The 17,905-nt window shown below is 45.5% G+C and carries 14 protein-coding genes and 1 pseudogene; 12 read left to right on the top strand and 3 right to left on the bottom strand.

The genetic code is table 11. The features are described 5' to 3' along the window. The 9 genes and pseudogenes from tuf to rpoC all read left to right on the top strand — a co-directional run. Positions 1–132: pseudogene (gene tuf, locus R7R78_RS22740) on the top strand (elongation factor Tu); the annotation flags it as partial. A gap of 266 nt (positions 133–398) precedes the next feature. Further along, positions 399–779 (top strand): preprotein translocase subunit SecE, encoded by a 381-nt coding sequence (secE, locus tag R7R78_RS22735; protein WP_005384680.1) that lies wholly within the window; start codon positions 399–401, stop codon positions 777–779. A 13-nt stretch (positions 780–792) separates the two neighbouring features. After that, positions 793–1,341 carry a transcription termination/antitermination protein NusG gene (gene nusG / locus R7R78_RS22730; protein ID WP_005384681.1) on the top strand — a complete coding sequence of 183 codons (549 nt, stop codon included), beginning with the start codon at positions 793–795 and terminating at the stop codon, positions 1,339–1,341. A 164-nt stretch (positions 1,342–1,505) separates the two neighbouring features. Continuing rightward, positions 1,506–1,934 carry a 50S ribosomal protein L11 gene (gene rplK / locus R7R78_RS22725; protein WP_005384682.1) on the top strand — a complete coding sequence of 143 codons (429 nt, stop codon included), beginning with the start codon at positions 1,506–1,508 and terminating at the stop codon, positions 1,932–1,934. 4 nt (positions 1,935–1,938) lie between these two features. Beyond that, positions 1,939–2,640 carry a 50S ribosomal protein L1 gene (gene rplA, locus R7R78_RS22720; RefSeq protein ID WP_005384683.1) on the top strand — a complete coding sequence of 234 codons (702 nt, stop codon included), beginning with the start codon at positions 1,939–1,941 and terminating at the stop codon, positions 2,638–2,640. A 293-nt stretch (positions 2,641–2,933) separates the two neighbouring features. Beyond that, positions 2,934–3,428, top strand: a complete 495-nt coding sequence (gene rplJ / locus R7R78_RS22715; protein ID WP_005382538.1) for a 50S ribosomal protein L10 — start codon at positions 2,934–2,936, stop codon at positions 3,426–3,428. Between the two features lie 57 nt (positions 3,429–3,485). Beyond that, on the top strand, positions 3,486–3,854 hold the full coding sequence (gene rplL, locus R7R78_RS22710) for a 50S ribosomal protein L7/L12 (RefSeq protein ID WP_005382540.1): 369 nt from the start codon (positions 3,486–3,488) through the stop codon (positions 3,852–3,854). A 252-nt stretch (positions 3,855–4,106) separates the two neighbouring features. Next, positions 4,107–8,135, top strand: a complete 4,029-nt coding sequence (gene rpoB / locus R7R78_RS22705; RefSeq protein ID WP_005384685.1) for a DNA-directed RNA polymerase subunit beta — start codon at positions 4,107–4,109, stop codon at positions 8,133–8,135. A gap of 104 nt (positions 8,136–8,239) precedes the next feature. Further along, on the top strand, positions 8,240–12,442 hold the full coding sequence (gene rpoC / locus R7R78_RS22700; protein ID WP_005382514.1) for a DNA-directed RNA polymerase subunit beta': 4,203 nt from the start codon (positions 8,240–8,242) through the stop codon (positions 12,440–12,442). 172 nt (positions 12,443–12,614) lie between these two features. Here the strand turns inward: rpoC and R7R78_RS22695 are convergent, their stop codons facing one another. Next, positions 12,615–13,106 (bottom strand): Rsd/AlgQ family anti-sigma factor, encoded by a 492-nt coding sequence (locus R7R78_RS22695; protein ID WP_005382515.1) that lies wholly within the window; start codon positions 13,104–13,106, stop codon positions 12,615–12,617. Positions 13,107–13,283: 177 nt separating this feature from the next. On the opposite strand from R7R78_RS22695, the gene nudC reads away from it, so the two are divergent. Together nudC and hemE are read left to right on the top strand one after the other, a co-directional pair. Further along, positions 13,284–14,081, top strand: a complete 798-nt coding sequence (gene nudC, locus R7R78_RS22690) for an NAD(+) diphosphatase (RefSeq protein WP_005382516.1) — start codon at positions 13,284–13,286, stop codon at positions 14,079–14,081. Positions 14,082–14,328: 247 nt separating this feature from the next. Beyond that, on the top strand, positions 14,329–15,396 hold the full coding sequence (gene hemE, locus R7R78_RS22685; RefSeq protein WP_047102537.1) for a uroporphyrinogen decarboxylase: 1,068 nt from the start codon (positions 14,329–14,331) through the stop codon (positions 15,394–15,396). 240 nt (positions 15,397–15,636) lie between these two features. Here hemE and R7R78_RS22680 read toward each other — a convergent pair whose 3' ends face one another. Together R7R78_RS22680 and R7R78_RS22675 are read right to left on the bottom strand one after the other, a co-directional pair. Continuing rightward, positions 15,637–16,209 (bottom strand): uracil-DNA glycosylase family protein, encoded by a 573-nt coding sequence (locus R7R78_RS22680; protein WP_005382518.1) that lies wholly within the window; start codon positions 16,207–16,209, stop codon positions 15,637–15,639. A 2-nt stretch (positions 16,210–16,211) separates the two neighbouring features. Beyond that, positions 16,212–17,135, bottom strand: a complete 924-nt coding sequence (locus R7R78_RS22675) for a D-2-hydroxyacid dehydrogenase (RefSeq protein WP_047102536.1) — start codon at positions 17,133–17,135, stop codon at positions 16,212–16,214. Between the two features lie 66 nt (positions 17,136–17,201). Here R7R78_RS22675 and R7R78_RS22670 point away from each other — a divergent pair, with 66 nt between their 5' ends. Continuing rightward, positions 17,202–17,789 (top strand): YjaG family protein, encoded by a 588-nt coding sequence (locus R7R78_RS22670; RefSeq protein ID WP_005382520.1) that lies wholly within the window; start codon positions 17,202–17,204, stop codon positions 17,787–17,789. Positions 17,790–17,905 lie beyond the last annotated feature (116 nt).

Genomic DNA, 17,905 nt, shown 5'->3' with positions numbered 1-17,905 from the left:
ATGCCAGGCGACAACGTACAGATGACTGTAGAGCTAATCGCACCAATCGCAATGGACGAAGGTCTACGTTTCGCGATTCGTGAAGGTGGCCGTACAGTAGGTGCTGGTGTTGTTGCTAAGATCTTCGACTAATTCATAGCGAATTAGCGATGCTTTCTGAAAATCTTGAATTAGATTTGACGAACCAGTAGCAAAAAGGGCATCATTTGATGCCCTTTTTCTGCACTCAACATTATTTTTGCTGTTTTCTTGTTCAGAAGTGGGTTGGGCGCAGAGCAAGATTAAGCAAAGAGGCTTAATCTTAAGAAGAGTACGCTGATTTTTTCAGCGATATGGAGTTTGCCCTGCAACAGCGGGGTTGTTGTCGTCTATATTAAGACTTGTAACAGGTTGGTTTTATGAAAGCAAATAATGCTGAAACTCCTGATAGCTCAAACGCAGCAGATACGTTTAAGTGGGTAGCCGCTTTCGTATTGGCAGCTGCCGCTGTTGTGGGTAATTACCTGTATGGTGAAATGTCTGTAGTGGTTCGTGCTGCAGGCGTTGTTGTTCTTATTGCAGCTGCCTTAGGCGTTGCAGCAACAACGACTAAAGGTAAAGCAGCGATCAGTTTTGCAAAAGAATCTCGTATGGAAGTACGTAAAGTTGTTTGGCCTACTCGCCAAGAAACCATGCAAACAACACTGATCGTTTTAGCTGTAAGTATTGTAATGGCTCTAGTGCTATGGGGTATTGACGGAATTATGGTTCGTCTAGTAGCTCTAGCAACTGGGGTATAGAGGGTTTTTATTCATGAGTGAAGCTCCAAAAAAACGCTGGTATGTGGTTCAAGCCTTCTCTGGATTTGAAGGTCGTGTAGCTCAATCTCTGCGCGAGCATATCAAAATGCACGGCATGGAAGAGCTATTCGGTGAAGTACTGGTTCCTACTGAAGAAGTAGTGGAAATGCGCGCGGGTCAGCGTCGCAAATCTGAGCGTAAGTTCTTCCCAGGTTACGTCCTTGTTCAGATGATTATGAACGATGAATCATGGCACCTAGTACGCAGTGTGCCGCGTGTCATGGGCTTCATTGGTGGTACCTCAGACCGTCCGGCACCTATCACGGATAAAGAGGCTGACGCGATTCTTAATCGTCTTGAGAAAGCGAGTGAAGCGCCTCGTCCGCGTACAATGTACGAAGCGGGTGAAGTGGTACGTGTTAACGAAGGTCCATTTGCTGACTTCAACGGTACTGTTGAAGAAGTGGATTACGAGAAGAGCCGCCTGAAAGTGTCTGTATCGATCTTTGGTCGTGCGACACCAGTTGAGCTTGAATTTGGTCAGGTTGAAAAGCTGGACTAAGACTCTTCGTTAAAGAGTATAAAAAATCACCTTTTTAGGGTTGTATAAGGCGCGGATTATGACTATAATTTCGCGCCTTTTTACTTCAAGTGAAGTAAAAAGTTTCTTACACAAACGGGGAGCTGATCCGCGATTAGCGTTTGTACCCAAACTTAGGAATTATCATGGCTAAGAAAGTTGAAGCTTACATCAAGCTACAAGTTGCTGCTGGTATGGCTAACCCTAGTCCACCAGTAGGTCCTGCACTAGGTCAACACGGTGTGAACATCATGGAATTCTGTAAAGCGTTCAACGCAAAAACAGAATCTATTGAGAAAGGTCTACCAACTCCAGTAGTTATCACAGTATACAGCGACCGTTCTTTCACGTTCGTAACTAAGACTCCACCTGCTGCTGTTCTTCTTAAGAAAGCTGCTGGCGTTAAGTCTGGTTCAGGTCGTCCAAACACTGAAAAAGTTGGTACTGTAACTGACGCTCAAATCCAAGAAATCGCAGAAACTAAAGCTGCTGATATGACTGGTGCTGACATCGAAGCGATGAAGCGTTCTATCGCTGGTACTGCTCGTTCAATGGGCCTAGTGGTAGAGGGTTAATAAGATGGCAAAACTAACTAAGCGCATGCGCGTAATCCGCGAAAAAGTTGACGTAACTAAAGAATACGAAATCAACGAAGCTGTTGCTCTTCTTCAAGAACTAGCGACTGCTAAATTCGTTGAGTCTGTAGACGTTGCTGTTAACCTAGGCATTGATGCTCGTAAATCTGACCAGAACGTACGTGGTGCAACTGTACTACCTCACGGTACTGGCCGCGAAATCCGCGTTGCAGTGTTCACTCAAGGTGCTAACGCTGAAGCAGCTAAAGAAGCTGGCGCAGACATCGTAGGTATGGAAGATCTTGCTGAGCAAGTTAAGAAAGGCGAAATGAACTTTGACGTAGTTGTTGCTTCTCCAGATGCAATGCGCGTTGTAGGTCAACTAGGTACTATCCTAGGTCCTCGCGGTCTTATGCCAAACCCTAAAGTTGGTACTGTAACTCCTAACGTTGCTGAAGCAGTTAAAAACGCTAAAGCTGGTCAGGTTCGTTACCGTAACGACAAAAACGGCATCATCCACACTACTATCGGTAAAGCAAACTTCTCTGCTGAGCAGATCAAAGAGAACCTAGAAGCACTTCTAGTTGCTCTGAAGAAAGCTAAGCCATCTTCAGCGAAAGGTACTTTCCTGAAGAAAGTAAGCATCTCTACTACTATGGGTGCTGGTGTTGCTGTTGATCAGGCTAGCCTGAACACTCAAGCATAATTTATTTGCTTAGGCGCAAAATTAGTGTATAATTTTGCGCCTAATATTTGTGGTTGGGGCTGAACTTTGGTTCTTTGAACTGTCTCCTAGTTCGAAATGAATTAAGACCCAGTCTCCGTCCAAGACCGTAGGTGTTTGTGTAAAAGCAAACTTAATTATCCTACGTAGATGGTGCCCGAACTGACAGAAAGCTCTATGTAATATAGTTAACTTTCTTCTGGGGAAGCACCTCAATAGCTCTCACTGTCGTGATGATAGTGAGTGGTGTAACGACAACCAGGAGTAAATCCAAGATGGCTTTAAACCTTCAAGACAAAAAAGCAATTGTTGCTGAAGTCAACGAAGCTGCCAGTGGTGCACTTTCTGCAGTTGTAGCTGATTCTCGTGGCGTTCAAGTTGGCGCGATGACTTCTCTACGTAAACAAGCTCGTGAAGCTGGCGTTTACATGAGAGTTGTTCGTAACACTCTTGCTCGTCGTGCGGTTGAAGGTACTGAGTACGAGTGTCTAACTGATACTTTCACTGGTCCTACTCTAATCGCATTCTCTAATGAGCACCCAGGTGCTGCAGCGCGTCTTTTCAAAGACTTCGCTAAAGAGAACAAAGATTTCGAGATCAAAGCTGCTGCATTTGAAGGCGCTTTAACTGACGCTGAAGTACTAGCAACACTACCAACTTACGACGAAGCAATTGCACGCCTAATGATGTGCATGAAAGAAGCTTCGGCTGGCAAGCTGGCGCGTACTATCGCAGCTATCCGCGATCAAAAACAAGAAGCAGCGGCATAAGCCTTGCTTTTTACTGGTTGCTTAATAAACTTATTGTTGACTTAAAAGAGAATTGTTATGTCTATTACTAACGAGCAAATCCTAGACGCAGTTGCAGAAATGTCTGTAATGCAAGTTGTTGAACTAATCGAAGCAATGGAAGAGAAATTCGGTGTTTCTGCTGCTGCTGCTGTTGTAGCTGGCGGCGCTGCTGCAGGCGAAGCTGCTGCTGAGCAAACTGAATTCGACGTAATCCTAGAAGCTGCTGGCGGTAACAAAGTTGCTGTAATCAAAGCAGTACGTGGCGCAACTGGCCTAGGTCTTAAAGAAGCTAAAGCTCTAGTAGACGGCGCTCCAGCACCTCTTAAAGAAGGTGTTGAGAAAGCAGAAGCTGAAGCTCTTAAAGCTCAGCTAGAAGAAGCTGGTGCAACTGTTGCTGTTAAGTAATTATTGCATAGTTTCTTAGCCTAACGGCTAATTGGCTGGTGGTTTTTTAACCACCGGCCTTTTTGCGCTGTAGGGTATAGGCGAATTTTCCCGCTGTTTAAGCGCCTGATATCCATGCAAAAAACATTTCATTCTTACGAAATGAAATGTCACTACAGTAAACAGCTATATTAGTCACTGTCCCTTACCCCCCTTAAGTAACTAGGAGCGGGCGGACAGTTTGGGTCACTTATCAGCGAGCTGAGGAACCCCATGGTTTACTCTTATACCGAGAAAAAGCGCATCCGTAAGGACTTTGGTACTCGTCCACAAGTTTTGGACATTCCATACCTGCTATCGATCCAGCTCGATTCGTTCGACAAATTTATCGAGCAGGATCCTGAAGGTCAATACGGTCTTGAAGCCGCTTTCCGTTCTGTATTCCCGATTCAGAGCTACAACGGCAATTCTGAGCTGCAATACGTTAGCTACCGTCTTGGTGAGCCAGTTTTTGACGTTAAAGAATGTCAAATCCGCGGTGTAACTTACTCAAAGCCACTACGTGTAAAACTACGCCTAGTTATCTTTGATAAAGACGCGCCAGCAGGTACTGTAAAAGACATTAAAGAACAAGAAGTCTACATGGGTGAAATTCCACTCATGACAGACAATGGTACCTTCGTAATCAACGGTACCGAGAGGGTTATCGTATCCCAGCTGCACCGAAGCCCAGGCGTGTTCTTCGACAGCGATAAGGGTAAGACCCACTCTTCAGGTAAAGTTCTATACAACGCACGTGTTATTCCTTACCGTGGTTCATGGCTTGATTTCGAGTTTGATCCTAAGGATAACTTGTACGTTCGTATCGACCGCCGTCGTAAGCTACCAGCATCGATCATCCTTCGTGCACTAGGTAAGTCGACAGAAGAAATCCTAGATATCTTCTTCGAGAAAGTGAACTTCGAAGTGAAAGACCAAACTCTATTGATGGAGTTGGTTCCTGATCGTCTACGTGGTGAAACTGCGTCATTCGACATCGAAGCAAATGGTAAAGTTTACGTTGAGCAAGGTCGTCGCGTAACAGCTCGTCATATCCGCCAACTAGAAAAAGATGGTGTTGATCACATCGAAGTACCAGTTGAGTACATCGTAGGTAAAGTTGCATCAAAAGATTACATCAATGAAGCAACAGGCGAGATCATTGTTAACGCTAACCAGGAAATCAGCCTGGAAGCACTAGCGAACCTATCTCAGGCTGGCCACAAAGCGCTAGAAGTTCTATTCACGAACGATCTAGACCACGGTCCATTCATGTCAGAAACACTACGTATCGACAGCACGGTTGATCGTATTTCTGCATTGGTAGAAATCTACCGCATGATGCGCCCTGGTGAGCCGCCAACAAAAGAAGCTGCAGAAGCTCTATTCGAAAGCCTATTCTTCTCTGAAGAGCGTTACGATCTATCGACTGTTGGTCGTATGAAGTTTAACAGCTCTATCGGCCGTGAAGATGCTCAAGAGCAAGGCACACTTGATGAAACTGATATCATCGAAGTGATGAAGAAGCTGATAGCGATCCGTAACGGTAAGGGCGAAGTGGACGATATCGACCACCTAGGCAACCGTCGTATCCGTTCTGTAGGCGAAATGGCTGAGAACCAGTTCCGTGTAGGTCTAGTACGTGTTGAGCGTGCAGTTAAAGAGCGTCTAAGCCTAGGCGATCTTGACGCAATCATGCCTCAAGACTTGATCAACGCGAAGCCAATTTCTGCGGCAGTTAAAGAATTCTTTGGCTCTTCACAGCTTTCACAGTTCATGGACCAAAACAACCCGCTATCAGAAGTAACGCACAAGCGTCGTATTTCTGCATTGGGTCCTGGCGGTCTAACTCGTGAACGTGCTGGCTTCGAAGTACGTGACGTACACGTAACTCACTACGGTCGTCTATGTCCTATCGAAACGCCTGAAGGTCCAAACATCGGTCTGATCAACTCTCTATCTGCGTTTGCGCGTTGTAACGAGTACGGTTTCCTAGAGACACCATACCGTCGCGTTGTAGATGGCGTAGTAACAGACGAAGTAGATTACCTATCTGCAATCGAAGAAGGCCAATTCGTTATCGCACAGGCGAACGCTAAGCTAAACGAAGATGGTACTTTTGCAGATGAGCTGATCACAGCTCGTCAGAAAGGTGAATCTGGTCTACACCCTCGTGAGCACGCTCAGTACATGGACGTTGCGACAAACCAGGTTGTATCTATCGCTGCATCGCTTATCCCGTTCCTAGAACACGATGATGCGAACCGTGCATTGATGGGTGCGAACATGCAACGTCAGGCAGTTCCAACACTGAAAGCTGACAAACCGCTTGTTGGTACTGGTATTGAACGTAACGTAGCAGTTGACTCAGGTGTAACTGCAGTTGCTAAACGTGGTGGTGTAATCCAGTCAGTAGATGCTTCTCGTATCGTTGTTAAAGTTAACGAAGAAGAGCTAGTACCAGGTGAAGCTGGTATCGACATCTACAACCTGACTAAATACACACGTTCTAACCAGAACACATGTATTAACCAGCGCCCATGTGTGATGCCAGGTGAGCCTGTATCACGCGGTGACGTTCTTGCTGATGGTCCTTCAACAGACCTTGGTGAACTAGCGCTTGGTCAAAACATGCGTATCGCGTTCATGCCTTGGAACGGTTACAACTTCGAAGACTCGATCTTAGTATCTGAGCGCGTAGTTCAAGAAGACCGTTTCACGACTATCCACATCCAAGAACTGACTTGTGTGGCGCGTGATACTAAGCTTGGTTCTGAAGAGATCACAGCGGATATTCCAAACGTAGGTGAGTCTGCTCTGTCTAAACTAGACGAGTCAGGTATCGTTTACATCGGTGCTGAAGTTAAGGGTGGCGACATCCTAGTTGGTAAAGTTACACCTAAAGGTGAAACTCAGCTAACGCCTGAAGAGAAGCTACTACGTGCAATCTTCGGTGAAAAAGCATCTGACGTTAAAGATACTTCACTACGTGTACCTAACTCTGTATCAGGTACGATCATCGACGTTCAAGTCTTTACTCGCGATGGCGTAGAGAAAGACAAGCGTGCGCTTGAAATCGAACAGATGCAGCTTAAAGAAGCGAAGAAAGACCTAACTGAAGAATTCCAGATTCTTGAGGGCGGCCTTCTAAACCGTGTTAAAGCTGTATTGATTGAAGGCGGTTACTCTGAAGCGAAACTAGACACAACTGATCGTAAGAAGTGGCTAGAACTAACGCTAGAAGATGACGCACTACAAACTCAGCTTGAGCAACTTGCTGAGCAGTGGGATGAGCTAAAAGCCGACTTCGATAAGAAGTTCGAAACTAAGCGTCGTAAGATCACTCAAGGTGATGACTTAGCACCTGGTGTACTGAAGATCGTTAAGGTTTACCTAGCGGTTAAACGTCGCATTCAGCCTGGTGATAAGATGGCGGGTCGTCATGGTAACAAGGGTGTAATCTCTAAGATCAACCCTGTTGAAGACATGCCATACGATGAGAAAGGTCAGCCTGTAGACATCGTACTTAACCCGCTGGGTGTACCTTCGCGTATGAACATCGGTCAGATCCTAGAAGTACACTTAGGTCTGGCAGCGAAAGGTATCGGTGACAAGATCAACCAGATGGTTAAAGAGCAGCAAGAACTAGCGAAATTCCGCGAGTTCCTACAAAAAGTTTACGATCTAGGCGACACTCGCCAGAAAGTAGACATTGCTTCTCTATCTGATGATGAAGTACGTACTCTGATCAAGAACTTGCGTGGCGGTCTACCAATCGCGACTCCTGTATTTGATGGCGCTCCAGAAGAGTCAATCAAAGCACTTCTTGAGCTAGCAGATCTACCAACATCAGGTCAGTTAACACTGTTTGATGGTCGCACAGGTGATGCGTTTGAGCGTCCTGTAACTGTTGGTTACATGTACATGCTGAAACTGAACCACCTTGTTGATGACAAGATGCACGCTCGTTCAACTGGTTCGTACAGCCTAGTAACTCAGCAACCACTAGGTGGTAAAGCTCAGTTCGGTGGTCAGCGTTTCGGTGAGATGGAAGTATGGGCACTAGAAGCATACGGTGCTGCTTACACGCTACAAGAAATGCTAACGGTTAAGTCGGATGACGTTAACGGCCGTACTAAGATGTACAAGAACATCGTAGACGGTAACCACAGCATGGAACCTGGCATGCCAGAATCGTTCAACGTACTGTTGAAAGAGATCCGCTCGCTAGGTATCAACATCGAGCTAGAAGACGAAGAGTAATCCTTTTCTCTCTTGATGAAAGTCGAGAGAATCAAAGCGATTATTTGGAAGAAGGTGCTCACTTTAGCAAGTGAGCTCCTTTTAACTCCTTACAGGAGCTGATTGTGAAAGACTTATTAAACTTTCTAAAAGCACAGCATAAGACCGAAGAATTTGATGCAATCAAAATCGGTCTATCTTCACCAGACATGATCCGTTCATGGTCTTTCGGTGAAGTTAAAAAACCTGAAACGATCAACTATCGTACGTTCAAACCTGAACGCGATGGTCTGTTCTGTGCGCGTATCTTTGGTCCAGTTAAAGACTACGAATGTCTTTGTGGTAAGTACAAGCGCCTGAAGCACCGTGGTGTTATCTGTGAGAAGTGTGGTGTAGAAGTTACACAAACTAAAGTTCGTCGTGACCGTATGGGCCACATTGAACTGGCTTCACCAGTAGCTCACATCTGGTTCCTAAAATCGCTACCGTCTCGTATCGGTCTACTAATGGATATCCCTCTACGTGATATCGAACGCGTTCTGTACTTCGAAATGTACGTAGTAACAGAGCCTGGTATGACTGATCTAGAAAAAGGTCAGATGCTTACTGAAGAAGAGTATCTAGATCGTCTAGAAGAGTGGGGCGACGAGTTCACTGCTAAGATGGGTGCGGAAGCTATCAAGGACCTACTAGGTTCTATGGATATGCACGCTGAAGCAGAGCAAATGCGTGAAGAGTTAGAGACAACAAACTCTGAAACTAAGCGTAAGAAAGTAACTAAGCGTCTTAAGCTGGTAGAAGCGTTCATCGCATCGGGTAACAACCCTGAGTGGATGATCCTAACTGTACTTCCAGTACTTCCGCCAGATCTACGTCCTCTAGTACCTCTAGATGGCGGCCGCTTTGCGACTTCTGATCTTAACGATCTATACCGTCGTGTGATCAACCGTAACAACCGTTTGAAGCGTCTTCTAGAGCTAGCTGCTCCGGACATCATCGTACGTAACGAAAAACGTATGCTGCAAGAGTCTGTTGATGCGCTACTAGATAACGGTCGTCGTGGTCGTGCGATCACAGGTTCTAACAAGCGTCCTCTAAAATCTCTTGCTGATATGATCAAGGGTAAACAAGGTCGTTTCCGTCAGAACCTTCTAGGTAAACGTGTAGACTACTCTGGCCGTTCTGTAATCACAGTAGGTCCATACCTGCGTCTACACCAGTGTGGTCTTCCTAAGAAGATGGCACTTGAGCTATTCAAACCATTCATCTACAGCAAGCTAGAGACTCGTGGTCTTGCGACTACAATCAAAGCTGCTAAGAAGATGGTAGAGCGTGAAGAAGCGGTCGTTTGGGATATCCTAGACGAAGTAATCCGTGAACACCCAGTACTATTGAACCGTGCACCGACACTTCACCGTCTAGGTATTCAGGCGTTCGAACCAGTACTGATCGAAGGTAAAGCGATTCAGCTACACCCACTTGTTTGTGCGGCGTACAACGCGGACTTCGATGGTGACCAAATGGCGGTTCACGTACCTCTAACTCTAGAGGCACAGCTTGAAGCTCGTACTCTGATGATGTCGACAAACAACATTCTGTCGCCAGCGTCAGGTGATCCGATCATCGTACCTTCTCAGGACGTTGTATTGGGTCTGTACTACATGACTCGTGAAAAGATCAACGTGAAAGGTGAAGGCATGTACCTTTCTGGCCCAGAAGAGGCTGAGAAAGCATACCGCACTAAACAAGCTGAGCTTCACGCACGCGTTAAAGTACGTATTACAGAAACTGTTGTAGACGAAGACGGCAACAGCACTACAGAAACCAAGATGGTAGACACCACTGTTGGTCGTGCAATGCTATGGCAAATCGTGCCAGCTGGTCTACCGTACAGCATCGTTAACCAAAAGCTAGGTAAGAAGCAAATCTCTAACCTACTTAACGAGGCGTACCGTAAACTAGGTCTGAAAGACACAGTAATCTTCGCTGACCAAATCATGTACACAGGTTTCGCATACGCGGCACTTTCTGGTGTATCTGTTGGTATCGACGATATGGTTGTACCAGCAGCTAAGTACACTGAAATCGCAGAAGCGGAAGAAGAAGTACGTGAAATCCAGGAACAGTACCAATCAGGTCTTGTTACTGCGGGCGAACGCTACAACAAAGTTATCGATATCTGGGCATCGACCAACGACCGTGTTGCGAAAGCAATGATGGAAAACCTTTCATCTGAAACGGTAGTTAACCGTGACGGTGAAGAGGAACAGCAAGAGTCATTCAACAGCATCTATATGATGGCGGACTCGGGCGCTCGTGGTTCTGCAGCACAGATTCGTCAGCTTGCGGGTATGCGTGGTCTGATGGCGCGTCCAGATGGTTCAATCATCGAAACACCGATCACAGCGAACTTTAAAGAAGGTCTGAACGTACTTCAGTACTTTATCTCAACGCACGGTGCTCGTAAGGGTCTTGCGGATACGGCACTGAAAACAGCGAACTCGGGTTACCTAACTCGTCGTCTAGTAGACGTTGCTCAAGACGTTGTTGTAACTGAACATGACTGTGGCACTCACGAAGGTGTCGACATGATGCCTCACATCGAGGGTGGTGATGTTAAAGTTGCACTTTCTGAGCTTGCTCTTGGTCGTGTTGTTGCTGAAGACGTACTAAAACCTGGTACTGAAGACGTTCTTATTCCACGTAACACCCTGATCGATGAGAAGTGGTGTCAAATCATGGAAGAGAACTCAGTAGACAGCATGAAAGTGCGCTCTGTAGTAACGTGTGATTCTGACTTCGGTTGTTGTGCACAGTGTTACGGTCGTGACCTAGCACGTGGTCACCTAGTGAACCAAGGTGAAGCAGTGGGTGTTATTGCTGCTCAGTCTATCGGTGAGCCAGGTACACAGCTAACGATGCGTACGTTCCACATCGGTGGTGCGGCATCGACAGCAGCGGCAGAGAACAGTGTTCAAGTTAAGAACAACGGTTCTATCAAGCTACACAACGCTAAATCTGTATTGGCTGATGACGGTAAGATCGTTATCACTTCTCGTGCGACAGAGTTAACTATCGTTGATGAGTTTGGTCGTACTAAAGAGAAGCACAAACTGCCTTACGGTACGCTACTAAGCAAAGGCGATGGTGATACAGTTCAAGCTGGCGAAACAGTTGCAAACTGGGAAGCGCACACACTACCTATCATTACTGAGGTAGCAGGTCGCATCCAGTTCGTAGATATGATCGACGGCGTAACAGTATCTCGTCAAACGGATGACCTAACTGGTCTATCTTCAAGCGAAGTAACTGACCCAGCAGCTCGCCCTTCAGCAGGTAAAGATATGCGTCCAGCTATCAAACTTGTTGACGAGCAAGGTAACGATGTAATGATCCCTGGTACTGATATGCCAGCTCACTACTTCCTACCTGGTAAAGCGATTGTGAACATCGAAGATGGCGCAGCAGTAGGTGTTGGTGCAACACTAGCACGTATTCCTCAGAAGTCTGGCGGTAACAAAGATATCACTGGTGGTCTTCCACGAGTTGCTGACCTATTTGAAGCACGTAAGCCGAAAGAGCCTGCAATCCTTGCTGAGCACACAGGTACTGTGAGCTTTGGTAAAGAGACGAAAGGTAAACGTCGCCTAGTGATCACACGTGAAAGCGGTGAAGCTTACGAAGAGATGATTCCTAAGCATCGTCAGTTGAACGTATTCGAAGGTGAAAAAGTTGAACGTGGTGATGTGATCGCAGATGGTCCAGAGTCTCCACATGACATCCTACGTCTACGTGGCGTACACGCGGTAACGCAGTACATTGCTAACGAAGTACAGGAAGTTTACCGTCTACAAGGCGTTAAGATTAACGATAAGCACATTGAAACTATCGTTCGTCAGATGCTACGTAAGTGTACTATTACTCACTCTGGTGACTCTGAGTTCCTACCTGGTGAGCAGATTGAATACTCACAAGTTAAGATTGCTAACCGTAACCTAGAAGCTGAAGGCAAAGAGCCTGCACGTTTCGAACGTGAACTACTAGGTATTACTAAAGCATCTCTAGCGACTGAGTCGTTCATCTCTGCGGCATCGTTCCAGGAGACCACTCGCGTACTAACAGAAGCTGCGGTTTCTGGTAAGCGTGATGACCTACGTGGTCTGAAAGAGAACGTAATTGTTGGTCGTCTGATCCCAGCTGGTACTGGTTTCGCATACCACCAAGAGCGTCAAGCTAAACGTTCTGAAGCGCAAGATGGTCCTTCTGCTGAGCAAGCAACGGATAACCTAGCGGCACTTCTAAACGCTGGTTTCTCTTCTGAAGAGTAAGTCTTATAACGAGTAATCGTTAAAAGCTTAAGAAAAAGGCACCTTCGGGTGCCTTTTTAGTTTTTATACTACTTTGTTCTTCCGGTGGGATTTTCGATAAAGCTAGAAACAAAAAAGACCGACGATGATCGTCAGTCTTTTCTCTCACTCTATTTCTGAATGTTTGCAAATACTAAGCTCCAGGTGGCATAGACAGGCTTTCTGCGATTTGCTGTATCAGATAGTCCTCGACTTCAAAGCGAGTCTCAAGAATTTCCCCAATGAGACACATATCAGAATCGAAATCATTTAATTCATCATCTTCAGTCACTTCTGAGTACTTATCGTTAAAGTTCAATAATGGTTCAGTCGTTAGAACAATTTGACCATAGGTTTGATTGATCTCATTAGTCACGACAAAGCCGGTTGCTTTCCAACGGTCCATAACCATGTCATAAATTTTAAAGTGGCCTTCGGAGATGTAATCAACGAGGTGCTGACAGAAATCCTGCAGTTCGGAAGGAGATGGGAGTTCAATAACATTGGTTTTCGAACAAGGTTGCAGCGCTGCAAGCTTACAATATTCAACAATCAGGGATTGTCGTGTCTCTAACCAGTGATCAATGACATCACTTGAGCCACCCCACTGGTCTTGTGTTTGTTTGAATTTTCTTAGCATGACCATGCCCTCATGATCTGATCGCCCATCGGCGAACGTATCCTTTGCAAAGCAAAGTTAGTAAAGTTATTACAAACTCTTGTCCTTACTAGAATTTAGAGTGCACATTTACTTAACGATAAACTCTAGTATGAAATTAGATTGCCAGTAAAATGAACGAACTTCAAGCAAAGGGATGGTGTAATGTTAAGAAAAGGTGATGTTAACCGCGCGATAAATGCATACTGGTGTGTTGTTGCAGGAAGTGAAATTTGGCTGGTGGATGGTGCTGTGCCCTTCGGGTCTGCAGAGCAGTTATCACTGCCAGTAACGAGTGCAAGACCCATTGGTGAGTATTCTGGTTCGCCCGTCATGTGGCTTAACTTGGCCGATTTAGAGCATGATCTACCTTTAGTATCCCTGCGTGACTGCCTGCATTTTCCTGAGCCATTATTTATGTTGTTAAGTAAAGCTGTGCAATATGGGCACATGACGCAAAGTTTGCGCTTTTGTCCACAGTGCGGAGGAAGAAACTTTCTTAATAATAACCAGTTAGCCATGCAGTGTGGTGAATGTCGCACCCTTCATTATCCTAGAATATTTCCGTGTATTATCGTTGCTGTACGTAAAGAAAATCAGATCTTATTAGCCCAACATCCAAGGCATCGAAATGGTATGTATACGGTTATTGCGGGTTTTCTAGAAGTCGGTGAGACATTAGAAGAGTGCGTGGCTCGAGAAATTCATGAAGAAACGGGAATTCTCGTTAAAAACATTCGTTACTTTGGCAGCCAGCCTTGGGCTTTCCCATCCAGTATGATGATGGGGTTTTTAGCTGATTATGAATCCGGAGAGTTAAGCCCAGACTACACTGAGCTGTCTGATGCACAATGGTTTGGTATCGACGAGATGCCGCCTGTTGCGCCTAAAGGAACGATTGCAAGAGCACTTATCGAACAAACGCTGAAAGATATAGACTCTAATTGTCTGATAAATAGATAAAAAAAACCCTCCGAGAGGGAGGGGGTAAGTAAGATGTCGTTATGAGATGCTGAGTACTAAGTACTCAGTTTATAATTGTAGTTTTCGCTAGCGAACAAATTTTTAACACTGATACCGATTGGGTGCAAATTAAGCATTGATTTAAAAGTTAATAACTTGATCCAGGTTGCAAAGCACACAGCTATTGGACTTAAATCAGTGATAGAATACCCCCTTTCACAGAAAGCCTAACAGTTGGAATTACGGAATGACTGAATTAAAAAATGATCGTTATCTGCGTGCGCTTTTAAAAGAGCCGGTAGATTACACGCCAGTATGGATGATGCGCCAGGCAGGTCGTTACCTACCAGAATACAAAGCGACTCGTGCAGAAGCGGGTGATTTCATGTCTTTGTGTCGAAATGCAGAATTAGCATCCGAAGTGACACTTCAACCATTACGCCGTTTTCCTCTTGATGCCGCGATCTTATTCTCGGACATCTTAACGATTCCAGATGCAATGGGGCTTGGTTTGCGTTTTGCTGCGGGTGAAGGACCTGTTTTTGATAACCCAATTACATGCAAAGCCGACGTGGAAAAAATTGGTTTGCCAGATCCTGAAGGTGAACTGCAATACGTAATGAACGCAGTACGCCAGATCCGTAAAGACCTGAAGGGTGAAGTGCCGCTGATTGGTTTTTCTGGTAGTCCTTGGACTCTTGCGACGTATATGATCGAAGGTGGTAGCTCTAAAGCGTTTACCAAGATCAAGAAGATGATGTACGCGGAACCACAAACTCTGCACCTACTTCTAGATAAGCTGGCAGACAGCGTTATCGAGTACTTAAACGCGCAAATTAAAGCGGGTGCGCAATCGGTAATGGTATTTGACACATGGGGTGGCGTACTAACGCCTCGTGATTACAATCTGTTCTCACTGCAATACATGCACAAGATTGTAGATGGTCTGATTCGTGAAAACGACGGTCGTCGCGTGCCAGTCACACTGTTTACTAAGAATGGCGGCATGTGGCTTGAGCAAATCGCAGCAACGGGCTGTGATGCGGTTGGTCTAGACTGGACAATCAACATTGCAGACGCGAAAGCACGTATCGGTGATAAAGTGGCGCTGCAAGGTAACATGGACCCATCAATGCTTTACGCTTCACCAGAGCGTATCCGTGAAGAAGTCGCGGGTATTCTAGAAGGTTTTGGTAATGCAGGTACTGGTCATGTGTTCAACCTAGGTCACGGTATCCATTTGGATGTGCCGCCAGAAAACGCGGGTGTATTTGTGGAAGCGGTACACGAGCTATCTAAGCCGTACCACAAGTAACTTCGACTTTTTGAAATCAAATGCCGGCATTCAGTGCCGGTATTTTTTTACCTAAAATTCAGTTTTTCTATCTGAGACTCAAGGCTGTACAGCTCTAGTAGTATTTGGCCTACTATGATCTAATTACTACTCTAGCTGTACACTGGATATTAAAGTTTAATATAAACAAATACTTATGATTTCAGGTTTTATGTTCTAATTTTCTTGTACAGATAAACAAGCAATTAGATCATGGGTGACCTAAAGCATCGAGTGAACGCGTTTTTTAAGGTATGGCACGACGTCAGATTCAAACCAAGGATTCTTCTTTAACCACAATGTATTGCGTGGAGATGGGTGAGGGAGCGGGATAAAGTCCGGTTCCCAATCTTGCCATTGCTGAACGGTTTGCGTGAGCGTCTTTGGTTTGTTGGTGAGATAGTACTGCTGCGAGTATTGACCAATTAGTAGAGTGAGCTCTATATTGGGCAGCTGCTCAAGAATCTTTTTATGCCAAGTGGGCGCACATTCTTTACGAGGCGGTAAATCACCAGAGTTCCCTTTGCCTGGATAACAGAATCCCATTGGGACAATGGCAATTTTATTTGGGTCGTAGAAAACGTCTTTGTCGATATCGAGCCATTGGCGTAATCGATCACCACTTGGGTCATTCCAAGGTATCGAGGTTTTGTGTACACGTGTGCCAGGGGCCTGACCGATGATTAGGATGCGTGCCCCTTTTGCGGCTTGTACGACAGGGTTTGCGCCCAAAGGTAAATTATCCGCGCAGATCTGGCAGGCCCTCACTTGTTGCAATAGCTCGTCTAACGACATTCTCAGTAACCCTTTTCGAAATCCACTTGATAATTTAATGAAAATCCATCGCGCCAGCGTAGATAGTTGTCAGCAAAAATCTCGATGACTTGCTCGGGAAAACTCAGCGCAGCAATGTGTGGAGTGATGGTGACTTGCGGTAGTTTCCAAAACGGATGCTCTACCGATAACGGTTCTTGCTCAAACACATCTAAGAAGGCGTGTTCTACCCAACGGTTTTTCAGAGCGAAGAGCAACCCTGTCTCATCCAGTACGTCGCCACGACCTACGTTAAATAATAACGCCTGATTTAGTTGGCTGAGCGTTTGACGATTAAGTAACTGTCGCGTCTCAGGTGTACTTGGTAGAGTATTCACAACGATGTCGGCTTGCTCAAATGCCTTACTTAGTTCATTGATATGAAAGGTCTGATGAAACTCGCCGCCTGAAGTCGGGATACCTGTGCGGTTAATACCGATAGTTTTTATCCCCATTGCTTTAGCGGCGTTGCCCAGATAGCCCCCAATGCTACCGGTACCAAGAATTACCATGGTTTTACTTTGTAATGACGTGTATAGGTGAGGCTGCCATTGTTTGTTTTGTTGTTGCTGGTGGTATCGGGCAAAGTGGCGGTAATGGGCAATACTGTAACCCAAAACATATTCAGCAATCAGTGGACCAAAGATGCCTCGAACGTTAGTTAGAGTATAGTCCTGACGAAGGCTAGGGGATGTTAAGGCGTTGACACCAGCAAATGTGGATTGTACCCATTCAAGCTGTGAAAACTCGTCTAAGCTTTGTGATAGTAAGGGTGGATCCGCTAGTACGATCTGAGCGGCTTCTGGTTGGTCGGTGAGGCAAAGATCGGGCAGATTTTTCTCTGCCAGTAACGTTTTGTAGGTGTCGCGATGCTCTGAGAGCAGGAAAATCTGATTTGAATGCGGCATTAACTTTTTTCCCTGTGATGAATCAAGTACACTTTCGCTGTTTTTTTCTTCAATGATTGAGTGACTATGCTTAAGAATCCTCTTCAGGTTCGTTTAGAAAAACTAGAACCTTGGCAACAAATTACCTTTATGGCGTGTCTGTGTGAACGCATGTATCCAAACTATGCGATGTTTTGTGAGAATACAGAATTTGCTGACCCGCGTGCTTACCGAGCGATTCTTGATAGTGTATGGGAAATTTTGACAGTTAAGAACGCGAAAATTAACTTCGAACGTCAATTGGAGAAGTTAGAAGAGTTGTTCCCAAGTGCGGATGAGTTCGATTTTTACGGCGTTTACCCAGCGATGGACGCGTGTCAGGGTTTGTCTACGTTACTGCATGGTCTATTGGACCGCGACTACCTTTTCGATTCAATGCTTAAAGTGAGTCAACAGTCGGTACAAACCGTTGCTGATCTAGAGCAAGCACAAGGCGCAGAGCCAATCACTAACGACAACCAGAAAGAAAACGAAGCCGTATGTGAAGAGTGGGACGTCCAGTGGGCTATCTTCCGTCCGCTGCGTGAAGCGGTAGAACGTGACATCAGCTTGATTAAAGATTTGCGTGAAGAGCTACGTGAAGAAGGTGTGAGCAACATCGGTATTGCACTTTAATCGTTGAATAAATAGAAAAAGGCATCCTAACTGGATGCCTTTTTTGTTTTCAGCCCTAAACCACCTACTTCAGTAGGTGGTTATCATCCGTTTCGGCTTTGCCTGTAAAACTACTC

Source organism: Vibrio sp. 2134-1 (assembly GCF_033339495.1).
The sequence above is the reverse complement of the archived record's forward strand: the minus strand, read 5'-3'. Positions and strand labels throughout refer to the sequence as shown.

Coding starts and splice junctions, on each gene's coding strand:
- nudC (WP_005382516.1), top strand. CDS start 13,284: ATGTTAAGAAAAGGTGATGTTAACCGCGCGATAAATGCATACTGGTGT.
- rplL (WP_005382540.1), top strand. CDS start 3,486: ATGTCTATTACTAACGAGCAAATCCTAGACGCAGTTGCAGAAATGTCT.
- hemE (WP_047102537.1), top strand. CDS start 14,329: ATGACTGAATTAAAAAATGATCGTTATCTGCGTGCGCTTTTAAAAGAG.
- R7R78_RS22675 (WP_047102536.1), bottom strand. CDS start 17,135: ATGCCGCATTCAAATCAGATTTTCCTGCTCTCAGAGCATCGCGACACC.
- rplA (WP_005384683.1), top strand. CDS start 1,939: ATGGCAAAACTAACTAAGCGCATGCGCGTAATCCGCGAAAAAGTTGAC.
- R7R78_RS22680 (WP_005382518.1), bottom strand. CDS start 16,209: ATGTCGTTAGACGAGCTATTGCAACAAGTGAGGGCCTGCCAGATCTGC.
- R7R78_RS22695 (WP_005382515.1), bottom strand. CDS start 13,106: ATGGTCATGCTAAGAAAATTCAAACAAACACAAGACCAGTGGGGTGGC.
- rplK (WP_005384682.1), top strand. CDS start 1,506: ATGGCTAAGAAAGTTGAAGCTTACATCAAGCTACAAGTTGCTGCTGGT.
- secE (WP_005384680.1), top strand. CDS start 399: ATGAAAGCAAATAATGCTGAAACTCCTGATAGCTCAAACGCAGCAGAT.
- rplJ (WP_005382538.1), top strand. CDS start 2,934: ATGGCTTTAAACCTTCAAGACAAAAAAGCAATTGTTGCTGAAGTCAAC.
- nusG (WP_005384681.1), top strand. CDS start 793: ATGAGTGAAGCTCCAAAAAAACGCTGGTATGTGGTTCAAGCCTTCTCT.
- rpoB (WP_005384685.1), top strand. CDS start 4,107: ATGGTTTACTCTTATACCGAGAAAAAGCGCATCCGTAAGGACTTTGGT.
- R7R78_RS22670 (WP_005382520.1), top strand. CDS start 17,202: ATGCTTAAGAATCCTCTTCAGGTTCGTTTAGAAAAACTAGAACCTTGG.